The organism is Pseudomonas sp. MPB03, from assembly GCF_046605385.1.
Classification (GTDB): domain Bacteria; phylum Pseudomonadota; class Gammaproteobacteria; order Pseudomonadales; family Pseudomonadaceae; genus Aquipseudomonas; species Aquipseudomonas zanjanensis.
Genome location: NZ_CP176770.1, coordinates 1,154,533 through 1,179,087 on the forward strand (window position 1 = coordinate 1,154,533; position 24,555 = coordinate 1,179,087).

A 24,555-nucleotide genomic window follows, 5' to 3' on the forward strand; every position below is an offset into this window, starting at 1 on the left:
CATGAACATCAAGGATCGAACCGCTTCCCACAGCATTGGCCAGTTACAGCAAGCGCTGGCCTCCGGAGCGCTCACGAGCGAGTCCCTGGTTGGCGCGCAACTGGAGCGGATCGAGCGTTTCAACGGTCAACTCAATGCTTATGTCGAGGCCTATCCCCAGCGCGCGCTCGGTGCCGCCATCGCGGCCGATCGGCAACGGGCTGCCGGTGTCAACCTGGGGCCATTGCATGGCATTCCGGTTGCGATCAAGGATTTGTTCGAAATCGACGGCAAGGCCATCACCGGTGGTTCGCTGGCACAGCCGCCGCGTATCTCGCGGCTCACCGCCACGGCAGTCCAGCGACTGGAGCGCGCCGGGGCGATCATCATGGGCAAGACCCACACCGTAGAGTTTGCTTTCGGGGGGTGGGGCACCAATGCCGTGATGGGCACGCCGTGGAATCCATGGGACTGCGACGTGCATCGTGCTCCAGGCGGGTCCAGCAGTGGTTCCGCGGTGGCCGTGGCCGGCGGATTGGCAAGCGCGGCATTGGGCACCGACACCGGCGGCTCGGTGCGGATTCCGGCGGGTATGTGTGGTTTGGTTGGGTTGAAAACCACGCGTGGGTTGGTGAGCCGTCACGGTTTGATTGAGTTGTGTCCATCGCTGGATTCGGTAGGACCGATTACGCACACCGTCGAAGACGCCGCGTGGATGCTTGACGCGCTGCTGGGACCGGACCCGCTGGATTCGGTCTCGGCCAAGTCGCCAGTCTTCAGTACCGCGGCAGGCTTGAATCTTCCGGTGGCCGGTCTGCGCGTCTGGGTGCTGCCACAGGCCGAACGCGTACACATCGCGCCTGGCGTATTGGCAGCCTATGACCAGGGGCTTGAGCAATTGGCCGCACTGGGCATGCATTTGGTCGAACAGCCGCTACCGACTTCCCTGGAGCAGTGCATGCGCGTTGCCGGTGGCCTCATGAGTGCCGAAGGCTACGCCAGCCTAGGCAGTTTGTTCGAACGCGATGATTTGCGCTTCGATCCTCATGTGCAGCGTCGGGTGCTGAGCGGACGCGCCATCGACGCGGCGGCTTATATCGATTTGCACAACCAGCGACGCGTTGCCCGCCAAGCCATGGACGAAGCCATGTCCAACGTCGATGCCTGTGCGTTTCCGACCAACGCCATTGGCAGCGTGCCGCTGAATCAGGTCGATGAGTACGGCACGCCGCTGGCCTTGCTCGGCCGTTTCGCCAACCTGCTCAATCTCTGTTCAGTGGCGCTGCCGGTGGGCTTTGACGAGCAACGTATGCCGGTCTCGATGCAGATCGTCGGGCGTGCTTTCGCCGAACCCTTGGTCCTGCGGATCGCCCATGCCTACCAGCAAGTCAGTGATTGGCACCAGCGGCGGCCGGTGGGTTGGGACCTGTCGGACAGGGTGGTGGCGTGATGGAAATCTGTGTCGTCGGAGCTGGTATCGTGGGCTTGAGCAGTGCCTGGTTTCTACACAAGGCCGGTCATAACGTCACCGTTGCAACCGCTGGCCGATCCCGCTCTGTTGCCGGGCATTGCGAAACCGACAGCGCAGCGCCTTAACTTTCTCAATTCACGGAGTAAACCCGATGGCAACGATTCAACGTTTTCAGAGCAACGCGCGGATGTCCGGTGTGGTCAGTCACGGCGATCTGCTTTACCTCTCCGGCCAGGTGCCCACGGATCTACACCTTGGCATCGAAGAGCAGACGCGGCAGGTGCTGGCCAAGATCGAAGCCTTGTTGTCACTGGCGGGCAGCGACAAGGGCCAGCTTTTGAGCGCACAGATCTGGCTCAAAGACATTGATCGTGATTTCGCGCCGATGAATGCAGTGTGGGACGCCTGGCTGCCAGCGGATAGTGCTCCGGCACGGGCCACTGTTCAGGCGCGCCTGGCGCGGCCTGAGGTGCTGGTGGAGATTATGGTTATAGCGGTGAAACCTGCTTTTGGTGTTTGAGACGGTTGGGGCGACGCTTTTTTGGGTTGCGGTGGGTTGCGTAAGGTGCGCTGGTCTGGTGGTGGGATGGGTAAGCGTGGTGGTACGCGGGTTATCTACTACAACGCGCTTTCTGAAGGCCACATCTGGTTGCTGATCGCCTACGCCAAGGCGAAGTTCGACAACCTGCCGACCGCCTTCTTGAATCAATTGAAAGAGGAGATCAGTAATGGATCATGAAATGGAGAACTTTCAGAAAGACTTGTTGGCTTCGGTACGCCAAATGAAAGCTGGCAAGGCGGCACGCAAAACCGAGGTGACGCTTTCGGCTGCGGCTGAGGCCAGGGCTAAAGTCGGTGTATCCCAAAGTGCATTTGCAGAGCTGCTGGGAGTCAGCCTGCGTACGTTGCAGGATTGGGAGCAGGGTCGTCGGCGACCTGCCGGTGCGGCACAGACCCTTCTGCGGGTTGCGAGCCAGCACCCTGAGGCGTTGCGGGACCTTCAAGCCGTCTAAGGCTTAATTACGTTGCCAATTGGAGCCGTTACCGATCAGCGTATCGGAACGAACTTCCCGCTTCTCTCTTTCTGGATTGCCGTCACCAAAAAATTGCCGGTGGCGCTGAAGCCCCTGATTTCACTGGATTCCGGGCATAAAAAAAGACGTCCATGGACGTCTTTTTTGTAGAGTTGGTGGAGCCGGGGGGATTTGAACCCCCGTCCGCCAGTACTCCGCTGTCGGTACTACATGCGTAGCCGTGTCTATTAAGTTAACCCTCAGCGACCCGACGGGCAGGGTGCTTTGGGCGAGTTGTGTAAGTTTTAGCCGCTTCGTCCACAACGTACTGCACGGCGATTCCGTTCTATATGACAATCACTTTGGGTTTACGGACATCCCCTCGTGATTGCTGGACCCGAAGGTACCAGAAGCTCAGGATCTAAGGCTGCTTACGCAGCGATAGCGAATTCCTGGCCGTAGTTTTCGTCATTGGCAACTATAGAAGTTGCAACAGTGGATTTACGAGTTCTGTTACCAACTCGGCATGCACCTAGAGTTTCGCAACCGGCGTCGAATCCTAAACGGCCCCGAACCTGTCGCTCCGTGAGTCTGTTGGAGCGGCAGGCATGTGCAGTGTACGCCAATCCATGTCCGAGGCCAACCCGAAGGTTGGCCTGCGGTGAGGCTACTGGTCGCCTTTGGCGTTGTTCTGCAGCTTCTGGATGGCCTGATTGGTCAACGAGATGCAGTTTTCGGTGCCTTCTTTGGTGCCTTTGGCGTGCTCAGCCTTGGCTTGTCCGACGGTGGCGTCGATGTCGGTCTTTAGTCCTTCGCTCATTTGCTCGGTGCTGACTTTGGCGTCGCTGATCTTTTGCAGGTTGATTTTGCAAAGGTCATCCTGGCTATTTGCAAACACCGGAGAGGCCAACATCGCAGCGGAAATGAACAAGCCAGCAAGTGCGGTGCGCTTCATGTGTATCTCCTTGAACGTAGGGTCTCGGTGCCGCTGGACAGTCGCGGCCGGGCCGAGTCAGTAGGTGGCCCAGCGGAGCCGGGCCTATTCAAGTGACTACAGCGAAGCGCAGGAATTCGATTTTTCTTCGAGCCCAATCGCAAGGCCTTCACCGTTGGCGGGCTTGGGGCGGGTGACACGGTCAACCAGATAGACCAAGCCGTGGTAATCGATTTCCCCATGATGCGTCAGACCAATCTCACACGTGCGGCTGGTGGAAATGCCCTCGGTGCAATATTGAACCGCGTCCTTGAGGCTTCGCAGCGAGTGGGCGTTGAGTTCGGGGGTGGTAAAGCCCTTGTCGCCGGCAAAACCACAGCAATGGATACCTTCCGGGATCACCACTTGTTTGCTGCACTGGCGCGCCAGATCGATCAGCGCCTGGCTTTCGCCGAGGTGCTGGGTACTGCACGTGATGTGCACCGCGATGGGCGCCTCCTGGGGGGTGAAATCGAGACGGTCCATCAAGTGAGTACGGATGAAACGCACCGGATCATACAGGTCCAGGCGCACGTCACCCAAGTCCTGGACCAGCCGTAGCGTGCAAGGGCTGGTGTCACAGTAGATCGGATCGAGCCCGCCACGACTGGCGTGCAGCAAGGCGCCGATCAGTTCTTGGCGCTTGTGTTCGGCCTGCTCGGTGTAGCCTTTCGAAGCAAAGGGTTGGCCGCAGCAGAGACTGTTTACATTGTCGGGAAAGACTACCTGATAACCGGCCTTTTCCAGTAGGCCGCGAGTCTTGTCGTACAGCGACATTTGCTCGTTGTCTCCCGCCGCCGGACCCATGACTCGCGATACGCACGCCGCCAGGTACACCACCCTCGGACGTTCGTCCGAGACGGCGGGGCTGAAACGAATGGCCTTTTCCGGCTGGGGCATGGCGTGGGTCCACTGTGGCACCTGGCCCTTGGACAGGCGTGTCAACGAGGCCGACAGTTTCGCCAGGCGGGGCGCGCCCAACAGCATGCGTGCGCCGTTGGCGACGTGCAGGGCGAAGCGCGCGCCTTGCAGTGTGGTGGCGAAATTTCCTTCAATCCAGTTGGCAGTTTTCGTCTGCGTCGCATCGCGGCTGCGCAGCTTTTTCACCAGCTCGCCGGTATTGATGCCTACCGGACAACGTTGTGCACACAGGCCCGTGGCGGCGCAGGTGTCGATGCCCTGGTATTGGTAGGCACGTTCCAGTTCGGTGGTGTCGGTGCCGGCGCGTTTCTTCGCTTGGATATCGCGCCAGATCACGATGCGCTGGCGCGGGCTCAAGGTCAGGTCCTTGGAAGGACAGACCGGTTCGCAAAAACCGCACTCGATGCACTTGTCCACAATCTCATCGGCTGCCGGCAGTGGTTTGAGGTGCTTGAGATGAATCTGCGGATCTTCGCTGAGCACCACGTCCGGGTTGAGAATGCCGTTAGGGTCGAGCAGGCGTTTGAGCTGCCACATCAATTGGTAGGCATCGCTGCCCCATTCCAGCTCGACGAACGGCGCCATGTTGCGCCCGGTGCCGTGTTCGGCTTTGAGCGAGCCGCCGAATTCCACCGCCACCAACTGCGCCACGTCATCCATGAACGCCTGGTAGCGTGCGACTTCTTCGGCGCTGTTGAAGCCTTGGGTGAAGACGAAGTGCAGATTGCCTTCCAGCGCGTGTCCGAAAAGGATCGCTTCGTCGTAGTGATGTTTGTCGAACAGCTCGATCAGACGGTTGACGCCGATGGCCAGTTGCTCCACTGGAAAGGTCACGTCTTCGATGATGACCGTGGTCCCGGTTTTGCGGACCGCGCCCACGGCGGGGAAGGTGTCTTTGCGGATCGCCCAGAGTCGGGCGTTTTCCCGTGGGTCTTCGGTAAAGTCGACCTGTTTTTCCACCGGGAAACCGGCCAGGGAGGCCATGATCCGGGCCAGCTGTTCTTGTAGTAACGACGAAGAAGCTGCGCGGGATTCGATCAGCAAGGCGCAGGCATTGATCGAGAGATGCTGCACGAAATCCGGCATGCCCGGTTTGTCCTGCACCGAGCGCAGGCTGCGGCGATCCAGCAGTTCGACGGCCGATACCGGCTGGCTTTTCAGCACGGTGACGGCGTTGCAGCAGGTTTCCACATCCGGGAATACGATCAGGGCCGAAGCCTTGTTCGGATGGTCGATGACGGTGTTGTAGGTCACCGCGCTGATGAAACCAAGAGTGCCTTCGGAACCCACCAGCAGGTGGCTCAAGATATCCACAGGCTCGTCAAAATCCACCAAGGCATTGAGTGACAGGCCGGTGGTATTTTTCAGACGGTATTTATGCCGGATTCGCGCTGCCAGCTCAGTATTGGCGCGGGTCTCGCGACCAAGGGTGGCCAGGCGTTCCAGCAGGTCGCCATGGCTTGTACGAAAAGCCGCCACGCTGCTGTCGTCTTCAGTATCCAGGCGCGTGCCATCGGCCAGGACCAAGCGGATGCCGGCGAGGGTGTGATAGGTGTTCTGCGCCGTGCCGCAGCACATGCCGCTGGCGTTGTTGGCGACGATGCCGCCGATTTTGCAGGCGTTGATCGAGGCCGGATCCGGGCCGATCTTGCGCCCGAACGGCGCCAGCCAGGCGTTGGCCTGGGCGCCGATCACGCCGGGCTGCAAACGGATCTGCGTCCCTCGTTCGCGAATCTCGCGTCCGTTCCAGTTATCCCCCAGCACAATCAGCACCGAGTCGCTGATGGCTTGGCCGGACAGGCTGGTGCCGGCGGCGCGGAACGTGACCGGGACGTGGTCCCGTTGGGCCAGTTTCAGCAGGGCAATCACTTCATCTTCGGATTCGACGCGTACCACCAGTTTCGGAATCAGCCGATAGAAACTGGCGTCGGTGCCGAAGGCCAAGGTCGACAGCGGGTCGTCGAAACGGCGTTTCTGCGGGATCAGTCGTTCAACGTCGTGTAGGAAAGAGGTCGGAAGGGTCATTGGTCCTCCAGAATCAAAACCACCAGATCCTTCGGACCATGGGCGCCATAGGCCAGGACTTGTTCGATGTCGGCGGTTTTCGACGGGCCCGATACCAGCAGGGCGTTGGTGGGCATGCCTTGGGCCCATTCGAATTCCTGTTGTACTTCATAGAAGTTGTCGCGGATCTCGCTGGCCTTGAGCAGGGCGAAATGCACCGGTGGCACCAGGCTCATCAGTCGCGGCTCTTCCCGCGTCGGCCAGAGAATCAGGCTACCGGTGGCAGCGATGGCCCCGAGGGTTCCGGTGAGGCTGGCCGGGGTGTCGTTGAACAGCTCGGCTTTCCATTCTTCCACCGGGCGGTCGTAGGCCTTGAGGGTTGGCAGGTCCGGATTGTTTGCCCAGAACTGTGTGATTTTTTTCCCATGTGCGGTTGTCGGCGCGATGAGCAGGCTCGGCAGTTGACGGTCGCGCAGCAGTTGCGCGAGCAGGGCCGGCCAGCCTTTCTCGGAGGTCAGGTGGATTTCGGTGTGCACCGCCTCCATCAGCTTGCGCAATTGCGCGATACGCTCCTCGGGCGCATAGCGATAGGTCTGCGTCACCAGGTCGACATCGAAGTTGTCGGCAACCGGCGTGGTGCCCGTCAGGCTTTTACGCAGCTTGGCGAGGATATTGTCCTTGGCGCTCATCGGCGGTCTCCCTGCTGGTTCAGGTGTTCGCGGGCCAGGTCATGCAATGAGCGGGCGGCGGGTTTGGGGGCGCTGTGGTTCTGGGTCCACGGGCCGACGTTTCGAGGCGTCAGGGCGCGCAGGCGCGTGGCGAGGAAGCCGAACAGCCGATACAGTCGCGGCGAGCTGTTGAGCCAGGCCCAGGCATTCCAGATGAACCGTTCCTTGGGCGAGTATTTGCTGCCCTGGCCGCGCATCACTTGGTTAGGGCTGTCCGGCGCCTTGACGTTTTCTTCCCGCAGCCGCCGCAGCAGTGCCGGGATCGGAATCTTCACCGGGCACACTTCACCGCAGGCACCGCACAGCGAAGAGGCGCTCGGGTGGTCGGGCACCTTGGCCAGGCCGACCATGTGTGGCGTGATGATTTTTCCGATAGGCCCCGGGTAAACCTCACCGTAGGCATGGCCGCCGATTCGGGTATAGACCGGACAATGATTCATACAAGCGCCGCAGCGAATACAGTTCAGGGTCTGGCGCAATTCACTGTCGGCAAACGCCTGGCTGCGACCGTTGTCCAGCAGGACCAGGTGGACTTCCTGGGGGCCGTCCAGTTCATCGGCCTTGCGTGGCCCGGAGATCATGTTGACGTAGGTCGTGATGGGCTGGCCGAGTGCGGAGCGGGTCAGCAGCGAGAGCAGCGGCACGACATCACGCAGGTTCTCGACAACCTTTTCGATGCCGGTCACGGCAATGTGCACCGGTGGCACGGTGGTGGACATCCGCCCGTTGCCTTCGTTTTCCACCAGCAGCAGCGTGCCGGTTTCGGCGACGGCGAAGTTGACGCCGGAGACGCCGACGTCGGCCTCGAAGAACTTCTGTCGCAGGACCCTGCGGCCGATCTGAATGAGTTGGTCAACGTCCTTGGTGTACTCCACGCCGAGTTTGTCGTGGAACAAGGACGCGACCTGACCGGCATTCTTGTGGATCGCCGGCATAATGATGTGTGAAGGCTTCTCGTGGTCGAGCTGGACGATGTACTCCCCCATGTCGGATTCGAGACACTCAATGTCCCGAGCCTTGAGGAAATGGTTCATCTCCATCTCTTCGCTGACCATCGATTTGCCCTTGATCACTTGCCGCGCCTCGTGAGCGCGGATGATCGAAAGGACGATGCCGTTGGCTTCGTCCACCGTTTCCGCCCAGTGCACGTTCACACCGTTGCGGGTCAGGTTGGTTTCAAGTTGCTCGAGCAGGTCGGGCAGCTTGGATAACGCACGGGCGCGGACGGCATTGCCCAGCACTCGCAGGTGTTCTCTTTCGTGGGCATCGCTGAAGGACGTTGCCCGCTTGGTCATCAGTGAATCCATCGCACTGCGAAAGTTGTTTCGCAGTTGCGTGTCGTCCAGGGCCTTGTGGGCTCGGGCACGAAAATCTTCCTGCACCTCAACGGTCGGGATCAGCGTCGGCGTGCTCATGCGACACCTCCGATGCGCTGGCGCAGGAAACTCGCCAGGTGCTGGCCGCGTAACGCCTCCTGCTGCTTCTCCAGCGCGCCGTTGATGTTCATCAAGCAACCGCAGTCGGCGCTGACGACCTGGTGCGCGCCGGATTCCTTCAGCGCTCGGGTCTTGTCGGCCACCATCGCGCCGGAAATATCCGGCATGCGAACGCTGAACGTCCCACCAAAGCCACAGCATTCGCTTTCGTGGCTGTGTTCGACTCGCTCCACATTGCGCAGCTGCGCCAATAACGCGCGACCGTGCAGGTGGGTATTCATTTCACGCCGTGCCGAGCAGGACGTATGCAGCGCGATCTTCACCGGCTCGCCGTTGTCGTTCAGCTGCACCTTGCAGACAAACAGCAGGAACTCGGCCAGTTCATAGGTCCGGGCCGCCAAGGCCTGGACCTGCTTGAGCGTTTCCGGCTCGTCCTTGAACAGGTCGGCATAATGCTCGCGCAGCATGCCGGCACAGGAGCCCGAGGGCACCACCACCGGATAATCTTCGGCAAACAAGGCCAGTTGCGCCCGGGCCACCGTCCGCGCCTGCTCGGTGTAGCCCGAGGTGTAGGCCGGTTGGCCACAGCAACTTTGCCCCTGCGGGTAGTCCACCCGGATCCCTTCGCGCTCCAGCAGGTGAATCGCATCCATTCCGGCTTCGGGATAGAACAGGTCCACCACGCATGTGCCGAACAGATAGACCCGGCGCGGTTTCTCGCTGGGGTACTGCCGAGGCTCGGGCAAGGGCGGGGCGACACGGGTCGCGTTCGGTACGGCGTTGTAGAAAAGCTCGCTCATCAGGCGTGTCTCCGGGTGGTCCCGGTTATCCGTCCGCTGAGGCTGCTGAATATAGCCAGGAAATCTTTCAGCAGCCTTGCAGACCCGGTTGTGAATAGCAGACGCCGAATCACGGTTCGGCGTCGGTTTTTCCAGTATTGCGTGTAGGACTTAATGAACCAGCATGCCGGTAAACCAGTAGGCCTGGGCCAACGTGATCAAGCCGACAATCGTTGCAAAGAATAGGCTGTGTTTGAGGGTGAAACGGAACAGATCCGATTCCTTGCCCACCAGCCCGGTCGCGGCGCAGGCCACCGCGATCGATTGTGGCGAAATCATCTTGCCGGTCACGCCGCCGCTGGTGTTGGCCGCGACGAGCAAGGTGTCGCTGACGCCGATCTGGTGCGCGGTGGTGGCTTGCAACGAGCTGAACAGCGCGTTGGATGAGGTATCGGAGCCGGTCAGGAACACGCCCAGCCAACCCAGGAACGGCGAGAAGAACGGGAACGCCGCGCCCGTGCCCGCCAGCACCAGGGCCATGGTCGACGACATGCCCGAATAGTTGGTGACGAAGGCGAACGCCAGCACCATGCCGATGGACAGGATCGGCCAGCGCAGCTCGAAAAGCGTCTCTTTAAAAGTGGTAAGACCAGTTCTGAGGTTGATCTTCAGTACCAGCATCGAGATCAGTGCGGAGAAGAAAATCGCCGTGCCGGTGGCAGAAATCGGATCCAGCTTGAACACGGCCGGGATGGCGGTGGGGTTGATCACGATGGGTGCGACCTTGATCACCATCTGGTCCAGGTGCGGAATGGCGAAGTTGAACACCCAGCCGTACATCGAGCCGCCGGCGGCGAACATGGCCTTGAACGGCTTGAGGGTCCAGATCGTCACCAGCACGGTAAGAATCAGGAACGGCGACCACGCCTTGATGATTTCCCCCAGGCTGTAGGGCGACGCCACGGTGCTGCGCGGTTGGCCGAAACCGCCGGCATTGGCGGTGACCGTTGCGCTGGCGGTGGTGCCGGCAATCTGGGCGCCGGCGGTGCGCTTGGGCTGCCAGATTTTCAGGAACAGCGTGAGGGAAATCAGGCTGGCCAGGGCGGAGGTGATGTCCGGCAGTTCCGGGCCGATGAAGTTGGAGGTGAAGTATTGGGTGATGGCAAAGCTCAAGCCGGCCACCAGCGCTGCTGGCCAGGTTTCCCGCACGCCGCGCAGGCCGTCCATCATGAACACCAGCCAGAACGGCACGAACAACGACAGCAAGGGCAATTGGCGACCGGTCATGGCGCCGATCTTGAACGCGTCGATCCCGGTGACCTGGCCGGCCACGATAATCGGGATGCCCAGCGCGCCGAACGCCACGGGGGCGGTGTTGGCGATCAGGCACAGGCCCGCGGCATACAAAGGGTTGAAGCCCAGGCCGACCAGCAGGGCGGCAGTGATCGCCACCGGTGCACCGAAGCCCGCGGCACCTTCCAGGAATGCGCCAAAGCAGAAACCGATCAGCAGCACTTGCAGGCGTTGGTCATCGGTAATCGACAGCACCGAGCTGCGAATCACCTCGAACTGGCCGCTCTTGACGGTCAGTTTGTAGAGAAACACCGCGGCGACGATGATCCAGGCAATGGGCCACAGGCCATAGGCAAAGCCATAGCCGGCAGCGGCGAAGGCCATGTCTGCGGGCATGTTGAAGGCGAAAATCGCCACGGCAATCGCCAGGGCCAAGGTGATGCTGCCGGCCACATGCCCCTTGAGGCGAAACACCGCCAGGGCCAGGAAGAAAAATACGATGGGAATAACGGCCGCAAGTGCGGACAAGCCGAGGCTGCCGAGCGGGCTGTAGAGCTGTTGCCAGGTTTGCATGATGGGTGGGCCCCTAATTGTTGTTGGTCAGGCACTGTCAGCGATTTTGGGTAATTGGTAATACCAATTTACAAGCGCTGTCGGCTAGGGTAAAAGCCTTGGTTGTCGTGTGTCAATTTGCCGCCCTGAAACTTTCGTCGAATAAGCGGTGCAGAGGGCATCTGATCCGTTCGAACAAATAGCTTTTGGTGGGTGTGAGCACGGCCCGGATGGGCCAGAATAGAGAGCCCGGCGAGCCGTCGGGATCGTGGAGAATTGAGTTATGGGGTTTGATCAGATTCGTCAGCGCCGTTTGTCTGACGATATTGTCGAGCGACTTGAAGGCATGATCCTTGAGGGCACGCTGAAGTCGGGTGAGCGGCTGCCCGCCGAGCGGACCCTGGCCGAGCAGTTCGGTGTGTCACGCCCCTCGTTGCGTGAAGCGATCCAGAAGCTGACGGCCAAAGGCTTGTTGATCAGTCGCCAGGGCGGCGGCAACTATGTGGTGGAGTCGCTGGGCTCGACGTTCAGTGATCCGCTGCTGCAACTGTTGGAAAGCAATCCCGAAGCACAGCGCGATTTGCTGGAGTTCCGTCACACGCTGGAGGCTTCCTGCGCTTATTACGCGGCACTGCGGGCCACGGAGGTGGATCGCGAGCGGCTGACGGCGGCGTTCGACGAACTGCAGGATTGTTACTCGCGCCACGACGAGGTCAGTCGGGCGGAGGAGGGCGCGGCGGATGCCCGGTTCCATCTGGCGATCGCCGAGGCCAGTCATAATGCGGTACTGCTGCACACCATTCGCGGCTTGTTCGACCTGCTCAAGCGCAACGTCGTCACCAATATCGGCGGCATGTACAAGCAGCGCAGCGAGACCCGTGACATGCTGATCAGCCAGCATCGGGAGTTGTACCAGGCCATTATGGATGGGCATGCCGAACAGGCGCGGGAAATCTCCAGCCGACATATCTTGTATGTGCAGGAAGTCTTGGAAGAGGTGCGTCAGGAAGTACAGCGTATGGCGCGGGCGGAGCGGCGCAAGGGAATGTAACAGTGCCGGCGAACCCTGTGGGAGCGAGCAAGCTCGTTCCCACAGTTGATTCCGGGCTAGTCTTCCTTGCCCTTGTTGCGCACAGCGCGCTGCAGCTCGCGGCCGGCATCGCGTTCGCGCTCGGTGTCGCGCTTGTCGTACTCCTTCTTGCCCTTGCCCAGGGCAATTTCGCACTTGATCAAGTGCTTGCTCCAGTACAACGACGTGCAGACGCAGGTGTAGCCCTTCTGCTGCACGGAGGCGAAGAGCTTTTCCAGCTCGCGCTTGTTGAGCAGCAGCTTGCGCGAACGCACAGGATCGGCGATGACATGGGTGCTGGCGGTGGTCAGCGGCGTGATATGGCTGCCCAGCAGCCACGCTTCGCCGTCCTTGAGCAAGACATAACTGTCGACCAGTTGCGCCTTGCCGGCACGCAAGCTCTTTACTTCCCAGCCGGCCAGGACCATGCCAGCCTCGAAACGTTGTTCGATGAAGTAATCGTGTCGCGCCTTTTTGTTTTGCGCGATGGTCCCTGTGGGGTGTTTCTTCTGTTTAGCCATAGGGGCGGCATTATAGGCAGTTGCGTGCGTGTCGGCTACGGTGAAGCTGCGTGCTTGAGCACGTTGAGTGAATCCCGGACAATGCGGCCTCTTTTTTGAACGCTTGGGCGTGATCACGATGTCGACAGACAAGGTTTCTGTCCACGGCAGTTGGGCTAGCCGCTGGGTCTTCATATTCGCGGCGACCGGTTCTGCCGTGGGGCTGGGTAGTATCTGGAAGTTTCCATACATGGTCGGCGTCTACGGTGGCGGTGCCTTCGTATTGATGTTCCTGGCCTGCATCGCCCTGATCGGCGCGCCAGTCATGCTGGCGGAGACACTGATCGGCCGTCGCGCCCGGCAAAGCCCGGCCAACGCGCTGAAGGTGTTGGCCGTGGAGGCCGGACACTCGCCGAAATGGTCCTGGGGTGCGTTCGCCGGGATGATCACGGCATTGTTGATCTTGTCCTTCTATAGCGTGGTCGGTGGCTGGTCGCTGGACTACATCATCGACATGGGGCGAGGCGATTTCCAGGGGGCGACGCCTGATCAGGTCGGCGCTTACTTCGGCAATGTGATCGCCGACCCTTGGAGACTCACGCTTTGGCACACGCTCTTCATGGTGCTTTCCGCCGTGGTGATTGCCCGGGGCGTGGTGGCAGGGCTTGAGCGAAGCCTGCGGATCATGATGCCCTTGCTTTTCGTGATGATCCTGGTCCTGCTGGGCTACAGCATGACGACCGGGCACTTCATGGAAGGCGTGCATTTCATGTTCGACTTCAAGCCGGAAAAAGTCATGGATGGCCTGCTGCCGGCCATGGGGCACGCGTTCTTTTCCCTCAGTGTCGGGGTCGGTTCGATCATGATCTACGGCGCCTACATGCCGAAGAATGCGTCGCTGACCAGGACTGTTGTCGGTGTTGCGCTGCTGGATACCTTCGTGTCGCTGCTGGCGGGCGTGGCATTGTTTCCGATTGTGTTTGCCGCCGGCCTGAACCCCAGCGAAGGGCCGGGGCTGATGTTCGTCAGCCTGCCATTTGCTTTCGGTAGCATGGCGTTCGGCCAAGTCATGGGCGTGGTGTTTTTTGTCCTGGTGGCGATTGCTGCCTGGAGTTCGGCCATCTCTCTGCTTGAGCCCATGGTGGCCTATCTGGTGGAGCGCACCCGCTTGAGTCGCGCCTGGGTCACGTTCTGGCTGGCTTTCACTTGCTGGTTCGTGGGCTTGGGCACGGTGTTTTCCTTCAATATATGGAAGCAGGCGAAGTTTTTCGTGAACGAAGACGGGCTGTTCCATCTCTACCAGTGGGGAGCAACCGGAGGGCTGGATTTCTTTGGCGTGATTGATTTCTTCACATCTCGGATCATGCTTCCACTGGGAGGTCTGTGTTTCGTGGTGTTTGCAGGGTGGATCATGGGGCGTGAAGCCGTGCGTGACGAGTTGTCGCTGCGCAGTCCTGTATTGTTCGCCTTGAGCCTGTTCTTGATGCGCTATGTGGCGCCCATTGGCATTCTCGTAGTGTTTGCCGCCCAGCTGTGGAAGTGACGCTTACATGACGACACATATTCAACGCTCGGCCTTGCTGCCCTACCCGGCGCAGGCGCTTTACGACTTGGTCAATGATGTGGCGAGTTATCCGGAATTCCTGCCTTGGTGCTCGTCTGCCGAGGTGCTCGAGAGCTCCGAAACCCATATGCGCGCCAGCCTCAACGTAGCCAAGGGCGGCCTGAGCCAGCATTTTGTTACTCGAAATACCTTGGTGCCTGGCCAGTCCATCGAAATGAACCTTGAAGAAGGGCCATTCAACCAGCTCCATGGTGTATGGGTGTTCAAGCCGCTTGGCGAGAAAGCCTGCAAGATCAGCCTGGACCTTTCATTTGACTACGCCGGTCCGTTGGTGCGAGCGACATTGGGACCGCTGTTCAACCAGGCCGCCAATACCCTGGTCGATGCGTTCTGTCAGCGCGCCAAGCAGAACGCAGAGCTCAAGCGTTGATCGAGATAGAAGTGGTGTACGCCTCGGCGGATCGCCAGGTCTTGCGCATATGCAGGGTGCAGGAAGGCACCAGTGTTCGCGCAGCGCTGGTGGCGTCGGGGATTGCCGACGTATTCCCAGAGCTGGACCTGGCAACTTGCCCGGTGGGGATTTTTGGCAAGGTGGTTGCCGATCTGGATAACCAAGTGGTGCAAGCGGCCGATCGATTGGAAATTTATCGACCTTTATTGGCTGATCCGAAGGAAATTCGCCGCCTGCGCGCGGCCAAGGCTGCCCAGTCGCGACAATTGGAAAAATAACCTGGTCTGATCGCACTGTGAGCCGTTGTGGCGATGCGCAGCAGCCTTTCTTTGTGAGCGCTTCGCACTCAAGCGGGAGCAAGCTCCCTCGCCACGGATTCACTACGTTCCTGAATAAGCAGCATCTGCCGGAATCGCAGACAAGAAAAAACCCGGCATGCCGGGTTTTTTTCTTGTCGCGATTTATTGCGGCGACGTATCCAGAGGCTCCGGAGTCGGGACCGGTACGGTCTCGACGTTGTCCACGTCCTTCTGGATCTGGTCCAGCAACGAACCTGGCTTGACCGGTTTTTCCGGTTTCGGCTGTTCGGCATTCTGGGCCGGGTCGGTCACGGTGGTGCCGCTGTCCTTGCCCATGATGGCCTCGTCGCGGCTCACGCCAGGCATGAAATCGCCCGACAGGCTGACGAGTTGGTCGTCGGGGCTGAAGATGACGCTGATGCGTTCCTGCTGGCGCTCACCGCCACCTGGCTGCAAGCTGTACAGATAATCCCAGCGATCGGCATGGAACGTGTCGGTCAGCAGAGGGTTACCCATGATAAACCGTACTTGCCGGCGGGTCATTCCCGGGCGTAACTGGTCTATCATGTCCTGCGTGACGACATTGCCCTGCTGGATGTCGATTTTGTAAACCCCGGGGAATGAACAACCGGCGAGTGCGAGCAGTCCCACAAAGGTGAAACTGGTTAGCAAGAGCTTGGTGTTTTGCATCGGTGGGCGACTTCCACTATCTTGGCTGGGACAACGTAAACGCCGATCATACCCGCATTAAGAGAAGCTGCGAAGCAGCATCGCGAGAAAGCTGACCATGGTTGAAAATAGCGAACTACGCAAAGCCGGCCTCAAAGTGACCCTGCCACGGGTCAAGATTCTACAAATGCTCGATTCCGCCGAGCAACGCCACATGAGCGCCGAGGATGTCTACAAGGCGCTGATGGAGGCTGGTGAGGACGTCGGTCTGGCCACGGTTTACCGTGTCCTGACCCAGTTCGAGGCAGCTGGCCTTGTGGTGCGACACAACTTCGACGGAGGCCATGCGGTCTTCGAACTGGACGACGGCAAGCATCACGACCATATGGTCAACGTCGAGACCAGTGAAGTCATCGAATTCTTCGACGAAGAAATCGAGCGGCTGCAGAAAGCAATCGTCGACAAGTATGGCTTCGAGATGGTTGATCACAATCTTGTGCTGTACGTACGCAAGAAAAAGTAAGCATGTCGCGCGGACTTAAGGTTCGCGAAACGAACGAAGGCGACCCCAGGGTCGCCTTCGTGCTTTCTGCCGTTCTCAGTTTTTCGCGGTAACGACCATTTTTTTCGCGTGGGCCAGGGATTCCTTGGTGAGGTCGATCCCGCCCAGCATTCGTGCCACTTCTTCTACGCGCTCGTTTTTGTTGAGCTTCGACACGGCGGTGCGAGTCGCGTCCTCGCCACGCACCTTGTGCACAAATAAATGCTGGTGCCCTTGGGCGGCGACCTGGGGCAGGTGAGTGACGGTCAGCACCTGGCCACGCTCGCCCAGTCGACGGAGCAATTGGCCGACAATTTCCGCTGTCGGGCCACCGATGCCCACGTCCACTTCGTCGAACACTAGCGTTGGTACGCGGGAGGTCTGCGCGGTGATGACCTGGATAGCCAGGCTGATTCGTGACAATTCACCGCCGGAGGCTACTTTGGCCAGGCCCTTGAGTGGTTGCCCAGGGTTGGCGCTGACCAGCAATTCCACCTGTTCCAACCCATTGGGTTGGAGTTCGTCGCCGGCGTTGGGGCGCAATTCGATAGTGAAGCGTCCACCGGGCATGCCCAGGCGCTGGATTTCCTGCTCCACGGCACTGGCCAGCCCTGTCGCGGCTTGGCGTCGCAGTTCGCTGAGCTCTTTGGCCCTTTCCTGATAATGACGGGCATAAGAAGCCAATTCGTCCCCGAGGCGCTCGATGGATTCGTCGTTGGCGTTCAGGGTCTCGAGTTCTTCCAGTAACCGCTGTTGGAGTTCGGCAACCTCGGTCGGCTGGATGCGGTGTTTGCGCGCCAGCGTATAGATAGTGTCCAGGCGCTCTTCCAGGTATTGCAGGCGTGCCGGGTCGGCGTCGAAATGATCGAGGAAGCGATTCAGTTCCCCAACGGCTTCCTCGACCTGGATCTGCGCGCTCGTCAGCAGGTTGGTCGCTTCGCTCAGGGCGCCCACCGAATTGTTCACGCTGGACAGCCGGTTCAGGCTCGCTGTCAGCGCATTGAGCACGTTGCCCGAATCGCTCTCGCTGCATTGCTCGACCACCTGGCGGCAGATGCCCAGCAGGGTTTCGGCGTTGGTCAGGTTCTTGTGTTCCTGCTCCAGTTCTTCCAGTTCATTTTCACCCAGGGCCAGGTTCTCCAGTTCTTCGAGCTGGTAGCTCAATAGCTGGTGACGGGCGCGCTGTTCGTCGCCGGAATTGGAGAGGCGATCCAGTTCCTGCCGGGTCTGGCGCCAACGCTGAGCGGCCAGTTGGACCTGCCGGGCCAAGTCGGTGGCGCCGGCGTATTCATCCAGCAGGCGACGATGGGTGTCGGTCTTGAGCAGGGATTGGTGCTCGTGCTGGCTGTGGATGTCGATCAGCAACTCGCCGAGGGCCTTGAGGTCGCCCAGTGGGCAGGGCGTGCCGTTGATGTAGCCTCGGGAGCGGCCTTCGGCGGTGATGACCCGGCGCAGGATGCACAGGCCATCGGTGTCCAGGTCGCGTTCGGCCAGCCAGGCGCTGGCCTCGGGGATATCGACCAGGTCGAAGGTCGCCAGGATGTCGGCCTTGTCCGCTCCGGGGCGCACCACGCCACTGTCGGCGCGGTCGCCCAGGGTCAGGCCCAGGGCGTCGAGCATGATCGACTTGCCCGCGCCGGTTTCACCGGTGATCACGCTCATGCCTCGATCGAGTTCGAGGTCGAGATGTTCGACGATGGCGTAGTTGTGTACGGACAGGTGCACCAGCATAAGGCCGCTCCCAGGCTTTAGGTCTGGTTATTTATACAGTGTTTTGTTTCGGCCTGACAATGCCCTCGCTTAGCTCGATTTGCTTGGGAAAATGATTTTCTTAGCGCGGCACGGAATGATTATGCGGCTGCTTTTTGTAAGGTTAATTCGTCAGATGACCCTTGAAGCTGGAAAACCCGGCCCCATATACCGGGGCAGAAGCGCGAGTCGAGCTCGCGGACGAAGTTGAAAGGAGAAATCTCTATGGCTGACGAACAGACGCAGGACACGCAAAATCTAGACGCCAATCAGGCTTCCCAGGATTCCGGTGAAGACCTGTCGGCACGTGTACAAGTGCTCGAAGAGCAACTGGCCGGTGCGCAGGACCAGGCGTTGCGTGTAGCCGCCGACCTGCAGAATGTCCGCCGTCGCGCCGAGCAAGATGTAGAAAAGGCTCATAAATTCGCCCTGGAGCGTTTCGCCGGCGACCTGCTGCCGATCATCGACAGCCTGGAGCGCGGCCTGGAGCTGTCCAATCCGGATGACGAAAACATCCGTCCGATGCGCGAAGGCATCGAGCTGACCCTGAAAATGTTCCAGGACACCCTCAAGCGTTATCAGCTCGAAGCCCTGGATCCCCATGGCGAGCCCTTCAACGCCGAGCATCACCAGGCCATGGCGATGCAGGAAAGTGCTGACGTCGAGCCAAACAGCGTCCTGAAGGTTTTCCAGAAAGGCTACCTGCTCAACGGCCGCCTGCTGCGTCCGGCCATGGTCGTGGTCAGCAAGGCGCCGGCACCGGTTTCGCCTTCTATCGATGAGCAGGCTTGAAATCGGGCGCAGCGGCCCCATCTATAAGTCAAGCGTTTAAGTGCTACCGCAGTTAGCCACCACTGCTGCGGCAACAAAATCCAAGTTCCGGGAGAGTTAACATGGGCAAGATTATCGGCATCGACCTGGGGACCACCAATTCGTGCGTCTCCGTGCTGGAAAACGGCAAGGCCAAAGTTATTGAAAACGCTGAAGGCGCGCGCACCACGCCGTCGATCATCGCGTACGCCAATGATGGCGAGATTCTGGTTGGCCAGTCGGCCAAGCGTCAGGCAGTGACCAATCCGCATAACACCCTGTACGCGGTGAAGCGTCTGATCGGTCGCAAGTTCGACGAAGAAGTCGTTCAGAAAGACATCAAGATGGTGCCTTACAAAATCGCCAAGGCTGACAACGGCGACGCCTGGGTTGAAGTGAACGGCCAGAAAATGGCGCCGCCACAGATCTCGGCCGAGATCCTCAAGAAAATGAAGAAAACCGCCGAAGACTACCTCGGCGAAGCGGTGACCGAGGCGGTCATCACGGTCCCTGCCTATTTCAACGACAGCCAGCGCCAGGCGACCAAAGATGCCGGCCGCATCGCGGGCCTGGACGTAAAACGTATCATCAACGAACCAACCGCGGCCGCTCTGGCCTACGGCATGGACAAGGCCAAGGGCGATCACACCGTGATCGTTTACGACCTGGGTGGCGGTACCTTCGACGTTTCCGTGATCGAAATCGCTGAAGTCGACGGCGAGCACCAGTTCGAAGTACTGGCAACCAACGGTGACACGTTCCTCGGTGGTGAGGACTTCGACATCCGCCTGATCGACTACCTCGTCGACGAATTCAAGAAAGAAAGCGGCATGAACCTCAAGGGTGACCCGCTGGCGATGCAGCGCCTGAAAGAGGCCGCTGAAAAAGCCAAGATCGAACTGTCCTCGAGCCAGTCGACCGACGTGAACCTGCCGTACATCACCGCAGACGCCACCGGTCCTAAGCACCTGAACGTAAAAATCTCCCGCGCCAAGCTCGAGGCGCTGGTGGAAGATCTGGTTCAGCGCACCATCGAACCTTGCCGCATTGCCATGAAAGACGCCGGTATCGACGTTGGCTCGATCAACGACGTGATCCTGGTCGGCGGCCAGACCCGTATGCCGCTGGTCCAGAAGCTGGTGACCGACTTCTTCGGCAAAGAAGCCCGCAAGGACGTGAACCCGGACGAAGCCGTTGCCATGGGTGCTGCCATCCAGGGCGCCGTTCTGGCCGGTGACGTGAAGGACGTTCTACTGCTCGACGTCAGCCCGCTGACCCTGGGTATCGAAACCATGGGTGGCGTGATGACCGCGCTGATCGAGAAAAACACCACGATTCCTACCAAGAAATCCCAGGTGTTCTCGACGGCCGACGACAACCAGGGCGCCGTGACCATTCACGTGCTGCAAGGTGAGCGCAAGCAGGCTGCCCAGAACAAGTCCCTGGGCAAGTTCGACCTGGCCGAGATCCCGCCAGCACCACGTGGCGTGCCGCAAATCGAAGTGACCTTCGACATCGACGCCAACGGCATCCTGCACGTTGGTGCGAAAGACAAGGCCACCGGCAAGACCCAGTCGATCGTGATCAAGGCCAACTCCGGCCTGTCCGAGGAAGAAATTCAGCAGATGGTTCGCGACGCTGAAGTCAACGCCGAGGAAGACCGCAAGTTCGAAGAGCTGGCCAGCGCCCGTAACCAAGGCGATGCCCTGGTGCACTCGACCCGCAAGATGATCGCCGATGCTGGTGAGAAAGTGACCGCGGAAGAGAAGACTGCCATCGAAGCGGCCGTGGTTGCTCTGGAAGCCGCCGTGAAAGGCGATGACAAGGCGGCCATCGAGGCGAAGATCGAAGAGCTGTCGAAGGTCTCCGCGCCTGTGGCTCAGAAGATGTATGCCGAACAGGCTCAGCCTGCCGAAGGCGCGGCTGCGCAGGGCGAATCGGCCGAGAAAGCCGACGACGTCGTCGACGCCGAGTTCGAAGAAGTGAAAGACCACAAGTAAGCGCTTGTTGGTCGGCCGGTTGACTGCGTTTGTGCGGTGGCTGGTAGGATGTCGCCGCGCGGGAGCTTGCTCCCGCGTTGGCGTGTCTGGAGGCAACGAATTTTTTACAGCATGCGACAAAGCTCGGGTGCTGACGGCGTGTTCGGGAATGCTCCTGCTTTCCGGCGATGGACGCCGCGTTTTGGCCGGGTACCTGGCTGAAAGTTTACGACCAGGATCGTTGAATTGACGTGAGTTGGGTCCGGGCCTGCATTGGGGCTCAACGAGTTTGGCAAGGTTCAGGAGAGGTTTGCCGGACGTCCTATAAGAGTGCAAAGACTAATGGCGAAGCGTGACTTTTACGAAGTATTGGGTGTCGAGCGGGGAGCCAGCGAGGCGGAGCTGAAGAAGGCTTATCGTCGCCTGGCGATGAAGCACCATCCGGACCGTAATCCCGGCGATAAAGCGTCGGAAGAGATGTTCAAGGAAGCCAACGAGGCTTACGAAGTTCTGTCCGATTCCAGTAAGCGCGCGGCCTACGACCAGTATGGGCATGCCGGTGTCGACCCGAGCATGGGCGGCGGCGGTGCCGGTTTCGGTGGTCAGAACTTCTCCGATATTTTCGGTGATGTGTTCAGCGATTTCTTCGGCGGCGGTCGCGGCGGTGCCCGTGGTGGCGCCCAGCGTGGCAGTGACCTGCGCTACACGCTGGAGTTGAATCTGGAAGAAGCGGTGCGCGGTACCACCGTCAATATCCGCGTGCCGACACTGGTCAACTGCAAGCCGTGTGATGGCTCGGGTGCCAAGAAGGGCTCCTCGCCCGTGACCTGCCCGACCTGCGGCGGCATTGGCCAGGTTCGCATGCAGCAGGGCTTCTTCTCGGTCCAACAGACCTGCCCGCGTTGCCATGGCCAAGGCAAGATCATTTCCGATCCGTGCGACTCCTGCCATGGCGAAGGGCGTGTCGAAGAGTACAAGACGCTGTCGGTCAAGGTGCCGGCCGGTGTCGACACCGGTGATCGCATTCGCCTGTCCGGCGAAGGCGAGGCGGGTGCCCAGGGTGGCCCGACTGGCGACTTGTACGTGGTCATCAACGTGCGTGAGCACGCGATTTTCCAGCGCGACGGCAAGCATCTGTTCTGCGAAGTACCGATCAGCTTCGTCGATGCGGCCTTGGGTGGCGAGCTTGAAATCCCGACCCTCGACGGTCGCGTCAAGCTGAAAATCCCCGAAGGCACGCAGACCGGCAAGCAGTTCCGGATCCGTGGCAAAGGCGTCGCGCCAGTGCGTGGCGGTGGTGCAGGCGACCTGATGTGTCGCGTGGCGGTGGAAACGCCGGTCAACCTGGGGCGTCGTCAGCGTGAACTGTTGGAAGAATTCCGCAACTCCCTGGCCGATGACAACAGCCACTCACCGAAAACCACCGGTTGGTTCGAAGGCGTGAAGCGCTTCTTCGGTGACCTGTAAGGAGTTCGCATGCGACGTATAGCTGTGATGGGCGCTGCGGGGCGCATGGGCAAGGCGCTGGTCGAGGCGGTGCAGCAGCGCTCGCCGCTCTCCGGCCTGACGGCGGCCATCGTTCGGCCCGACAGTACACTGGTCGGCGCCGATGCTGGCGAGTTGGCCTCGCTGGGGCGTATCGGCGTGCCGATGTCCGGCGGCTTGGAGAAGGTGCTCGACGAGTTCGACGTGCTTATCGACTTCACCCTGCCGGAGGTGATGCTGAAAAACCTGGCGATCTGCCGCAAGCATGGCAAGGCCATGGTGATCGGCACGACCGGGCTGGATGCGACGCAGAAGCAATTGTTGGCCGATGCCGGCAAGGACATCCCGATCGTATTCGCGGCGAACTTCAGTGTGGGCGTGAACCTGTCGCTCAAACTGCTGGATCTGACGGCCCGGGTCTTGGGCGACGATGCCGATATCGAAATCATCGAGGCTCATCACCGGCACAAGATCGACGCACCGTCGGGAACAGCCTTGCGCATGGGTGAAGTGATTGCCGATGCGCTGGGGCGTGATCTGCAGAAAGTCGCCGTGTATGGGCGTGAAGGGCATACCGGTGCCCGTGAGCGCGACACCATCGGTTTCGCCACGGTGCGCGGTGGCGATGTGGTGGGCGATCACACCGTGCTGTTCGCCACTGAAGGCGAGCGCCTGGAGATTACCCACAAGGCGTCGAGCCGGATGACCTTCGCCAAGGGCGCGGTACGTGCCGCGCTGTGGCTGGATGGCCGCGAGCCTGGTTTGTACGACATGCAGGACGTTCTCGACCTGCGTTGATGCCATTAAGAGCGGGGTTCAGGTTATACTGCGCCCCGTTTTACACCGCTTCGCGACGGCCTGTCGCATTCCCCTGCCTTTAAGGCTCATTAGCGGTGGACCAAAAAACCCTTTTTCTGTAAGCTACAGCTTTAGTGTGTCCACTAAAAGCGCGCAGAATAATTCAGTGAACAAGCGGGGTGACGTGTCCATACGTCACTCCGCTTTTTTACAACCTGCGATCGCCCTTTCAGGCTTTATTTACGGGAGGTCTTCTTGACTAAGCCAGCCATACTCGCCCTTGCTGATGGCAGCATTTTTCGCGGCGAAGCCATTGGAGCCGACGGTCAGACCGTTGGTGAGGTGGTGTTTAACACCGCAATGACCGGCTATCAGGAAATTCTTACCGATCCTTCCTACGCCCAGCAAATCGTTACCCTGACTTACCCGCACATCGGCAACACCGGCACCACGCCGGAAGACGCCGAGTCCGATCGCGTCTGGTCCGCCGGCCTGGTCATCCGTGACTTGCCGCTGGTAGCGAGCAACTGGCGTAACACGATGTCCCTGTCCGACTACCTGAAAGCCAACAACGTCGTGGCGATCGCCGGTATCGACACCCGCCGCCTGACCCGCATCCTTCGGGAAAAAGGCGCGCAGAACGGCTGCATCATGGCTGGCGACAACATTTCCGAAGAAGCCGCCATCGCCGCTGCCCAGGGTTTCCCTGGCCTCAAGGGCATGGACCTGGCGAAAGTCGTCAGCACCCAGAAACAATACGAATGGCGCTCCACGGTCTGGGACCTGAAGACCGACAGTCACGCGACGATCGAGGCTTCCGAGCTGCCGTACCACGTGGTGGCGTACGACTACGGCGTCAAGCTGAACATCCTGCGCATGCTGGTCGAGCGTGGCTGCCGCGTCACCGTGGTGCCGGCGCAAACCCCGGCCGCCGACGTCCTGGCCCTCAAGCCCGACGGCGTGTTCCTGTCCAACGGCCCGGGTGACCCGGAGCCTTGCGACTACGCGATCCAGGCGATCAAGGACGTGCTGGAAACCGAGATCCCGGTATTCGGTATCTGCCTCGGTCACCAGTTGCTGGCCCTCGCTTCGGGCGCCAAGACCCTGAAAATGGGCCACGGCCACCACGGTGCGAACCACCCGGTCCAGGACCTGGACACCGGCGTAGTTATGATCACCAGCCAGAACCACGGTTTTGCCGTGGATGAAGCGACCCTGCCGGCCAACGTTCGCGCGATCCACAAATCGCTGTTCGACGGCACGCTCCAAGGTATCGAGCGTACCGACAAGAGCGCGTTCAGCTTCCAGGGCCACCCTGAAGCGAGCCCGGGCCCGAACGATGTGGCGCCGCTGTTCGATCGCTTCATCAACGAGATGGCCAAGCGACGCTGACCGCGCGAAGCCCGAGGGCGGCCCCGAACGCGGTGGCCCCCTCGGGCGCTTCAAAGATTGTTCGACGGCCTAGCCGACTGACCTGCGGATTTGAGTGACA

At 60.2% G+C, this 24,555-nt stretch carries 23 protein-coding genes, 1 other RNA gene and 1 pseudogene; 15 read left to right on the forward strand and 10 right to left on the reverse strand.

Going from position 1 to position 24,555, the window contains the following annotated elements; genetic code table 11:
• The first annotated feature begins 1 nt into the window (after position 1).
• From ACLH0I_RS04855 to ACLH0I_RS04875, 5 genes and pseudogenes are all read left to right on the forward strand, one after another.
• Positions 2-1,429 carry an amidase gene (locus tag ACLH0I_RS04855; RefSeq protein WP_411386459.1) on the forward strand — a complete coding sequence of 476 codons (1,428 nt, stop codon included), beginning with the start codon at positions 2-4 and terminating at the stop codon, positions 1,427-1,429.
• A complete protein-coding gene (locus ACLH0I_RS04860; RefSeq protein WP_411386460.1) occupies positions 1,429-1,575 on the forward strand; it encodes an FAD-dependent oxidoreductase in 147 nt (48 codons plus the stop codon). Before ACLH0I_RS04855 ends, ACLH0I_RS04860 begins: the two co-directional genes overlap by 1 nt.
• A 26-nt stretch (positions 1,576-1,601) precedes the next feature.
• Entirely contained in the window at positions 1,602-1,970 is a 369-nt protein-coding gene (locus tag ACLH0I_RS04865; RefSeq protein WP_411386461.1) for a RidA family protein, read from the forward strand.
• A 9-nt stretch (positions 1,971-1,979) separates the two neighbouring features.
• Positions 1,980-2,189: pseudogene (locus ACLH0I_RS04870) on the forward strand (transcriptional regulator); the annotation flags it as partial.
• The gene (locus ACLH0I_RS04875; protein WP_207963357.1) at positions 2,179-2,463 is read left to right on the forward strand and encodes a helix-turn-helix domain-containing protein; all 285 of its coding nucleotides are present in this window, start codon (positions 2,179-2,181) and stop codon (positions 2,461-2,463) included. The pseudogene ACLH0I_RS04870 and the gene ACLH0I_RS04875, both read left to right, overlap by 11 nt.
• Positions 2,464-2,637: 174 nt before the next feature.
• Here the strand turns inward: ACLH0I_RS04875 and ssrA are convergent.
• The 7 genes from ssrA to ACLH0I_RS04910 form a co-directional block, all read right to left on the reverse strand.
• Positions 2,638-3,034: a transfer-messenger RNA gene (ssrA, locus tag ACLH0I_RS04880) on the reverse strand.
• Between the two features lie 96 nt (positions 3,035-3,130).
• Positions 3,131-3,418, reverse strand: a complete 288-nt coding sequence (locus ACLH0I_RS04885; protein ID WP_250964010.1) for a hypothetical protein — start codon at positions 3,416-3,418, stop codon at positions 3,131-3,133.
• 96 nt (positions 3,419-3,514) lie between these two features.
• Positions 3,515-6,382 carry an FAD-binding and (Fe-S)-binding domain-containing protein gene (locus ACLH0I_RS04890; protein WP_411386462.1) on the reverse strand — a complete coding sequence of 956 codons (2,868 nt, stop codon included), beginning with the start codon at positions 6,380-6,382 and terminating at the stop codon, positions 3,515-3,517.
• A complete protein-coding gene (locus tag ACLH0I_RS04895; protein WP_411386463.1) occupies positions 6,379-7,050 on the reverse strand; it encodes a LutC/YkgG family protein in 672 nt (223 codons plus the stop codon). The genes ACLH0I_RS04890 and ACLH0I_RS04895 overlap by 4 nt, the downstream gene beginning before the upstream one ends.
• Positions 7,047-8,504, reverse strand: coding sequence for a LutB/LldF family L-lactate oxidation iron-sulfur protein (locus ACLH0I_RS04900; protein ID WP_411386464.1), 1,458 nt, complete (start codon positions 8,502-8,504; stop codon positions 7,047-7,049). Before ACLH0I_RS04900 ends, ACLH0I_RS04895 begins: the two co-directional genes overlap by 4 nt.
• Entirely contained in the window at positions 8,501-9,325 is an 825-nt protein-coding gene (locus ACLH0I_RS04905) for a (Fe-S)-binding protein (protein ID WP_411386465.1), read from the reverse strand. Before ACLH0I_RS04905 ends, ACLH0I_RS04900 begins: the two co-directional genes overlap by 4 nt.
• Before the next feature lie 150 nt (positions 9,326-9,475).
• On the reverse strand, positions 9,476-11,170 hold the full coding sequence (locus ACLH0I_RS04910; protein ID WP_411386466.1) for a lactate permease LctP family transporter: 1,695 nt from the start codon (positions 11,168-11,170) through the stop codon (positions 9,476-9,478).
• Positions 11,171-11,432: 262 nt separating this feature from the next.
• Between ACLH0I_RS04910 and ACLH0I_RS04915 the strand changes: the two genes are divergently transcribed.
• Positions 11,433-12,200, forward strand: coding sequence for an FCD domain-containing protein (locus tag ACLH0I_RS04915; protein WP_411386467.1), 768 nt, complete (start codon positions 11,433-11,435; stop codon positions 12,198-12,200).
• Between the two features lie 56 nt (positions 12,201-12,256).
• On the opposite strand, the gene smpB is transcribed toward ACLH0I_RS04915, so the two are convergent.
• Positions 12,257-12,739, reverse strand: a complete 483-nt coding sequence (smpB, locus tag ACLH0I_RS04920; RefSeq protein ID WP_042730880.1) for an SsrA-binding protein SmpB — start codon at positions 12,737-12,739, stop codon at positions 12,257-12,259.
• 118 nt (positions 12,740-12,857) lie between these two features.
• Between smpB and ACLH0I_RS04925 the strand changes: the two genes are divergently transcribed.
• Genes ACLH0I_RS04925 through ACLH0I_RS04935 form a run of 3 tightly spaced genes read left to right on the forward strand, consistent with a single transcriptional unit; the run spans position 12,858 to position 15,011 of the window.
• Positions 12,858-14,261, forward strand: coding sequence for a sodium-dependent transporter (locus tag ACLH0I_RS04925; protein WP_186705976.1), 1,404 nt, complete (start codon positions 12,858-12,860; stop codon positions 14,259-14,261).
• A gap of 7 nt (positions 14,262-14,268) precedes the next feature.
• Positions 14,269-14,712 carry a type II toxin-antitoxin system RatA family toxin gene (locus ACLH0I_RS04930; protein WP_186705977.1) on the forward strand — a complete coding sequence of 148 codons (444 nt, stop codon included), beginning with the start codon at positions 14,269-14,271 and terminating at the stop codon, positions 14,710-14,712.
• Positions 14,709-15,011 carry an RnfH family protein gene (locus ACLH0I_RS04935; RefSeq protein ID WP_411386468.1) on the forward strand — a complete coding sequence of 101 codons (303 nt, stop codon included), beginning with the start codon at positions 14,709-14,711 and terminating at the stop codon, positions 15,009-15,011. The genes ACLH0I_RS04930 and ACLH0I_RS04935 overlap by 4 nt, the downstream gene beginning before the upstream one ends.
• Positions 15,012-15,194: 183 nt before the next feature.
• Here ACLH0I_RS04935 and ACLH0I_RS04940 read toward each other — a convergent pair whose 3' ends face one another.
• On the reverse strand, positions 15,195-15,722 hold the full coding sequence (locus tag ACLH0I_RS04940; RefSeq protein ID WP_014336565.1) for an outer membrane protein assembly factor BamE: 528 nt from the start codon (positions 15,720-15,722) through the stop codon (positions 15,195-15,197).
• Positions 15,723-15,819: 97 nt separating this feature from the next.
• Between ACLH0I_RS04940 and fur the strand changes: the two genes are divergently transcribed.
• A complete protein-coding gene (fur, locus tag ACLH0I_RS04945; RefSeq protein ID WP_003197684.1) occupies positions 15,820-16,224 on the forward strand; it encodes a ferric iron uptake transcriptional regulator in 405 nt (134 codons plus the stop codon).
• Positions 16,225-16,299: 75 nt separating this feature from the next.
• On the opposite strand, the gene recN is transcribed toward fur, so the two are convergent.
• Entirely contained in the window at positions 16,300-17,973 is a 1,674-nt protein-coding gene (recN, locus tag ACLH0I_RS04950) for a DNA repair protein RecN (protein WP_411386469.1), read from the reverse strand.
• Between the two features lie 243 nt (positions 17,974-18,216).
• Between recN and grpE the strand changes: the two genes are divergently transcribed.
• The 5 genes from grpE (at position 18,217) to carA (ending at position 24,455) form a co-directional block, all read left to right on the forward strand.
• A complete protein-coding gene (gene grpE, locus ACLH0I_RS04955; RefSeq protein WP_186705980.1) occupies positions 18,217-18,783 on the forward strand; it encodes a nucleotide exchange factor GrpE in 567 nt (188 codons plus the stop codon).
• A gap of 101 nt (positions 18,784-18,884) precedes the next feature.
• Positions 18,885-20,801, forward strand: coding sequence for a molecular chaperone DnaK (gene dnaK, locus ACLH0I_RS04960; protein ID WP_014336568.1), 1,917 nt, complete (start codon positions 18,885-18,887; stop codon positions 20,799-20,801).
• A 321-nt stretch (positions 20,802-21,122) separates the two neighbouring features.
• Positions 21,123-22,247: a molecular chaperone DnaJ gene (gene dnaJ, locus ACLH0I_RS04965; RefSeq protein ID WP_039592325.1), complete on the forward strand. Its 1,125-nt coding sequence runs from the start codon at positions 21,123-21,125 to the stop codon at positions 22,245-22,247.
• 9 nt (positions 22,248-22,256) lie between these two features.
• Positions 22,257-23,063, forward strand: coding sequence for a 4-hydroxy-tetrahydrodipicolinate reductase (gene dapB, locus ACLH0I_RS04970; protein ID WP_186705981.1), 807 nt, complete (start codon positions 22,257-22,259; stop codon positions 23,061-23,063).
• 255 nt (positions 23,064-23,318) lie between these two features.
• Complete coding sequence (gene carA, locus ACLH0I_RS04975; RefSeq protein ID WP_053118343.1) at positions 23,319-24,455, forward strand: glutamine-hydrolyzing carbamoyl-phosphate synthase small subunit; 1,137 nt, start codon at positions 23,319-23,321, stop codon at positions 24,453-24,455.
• Positions 24,456-24,555 lie beyond the last annotated feature (100 nt).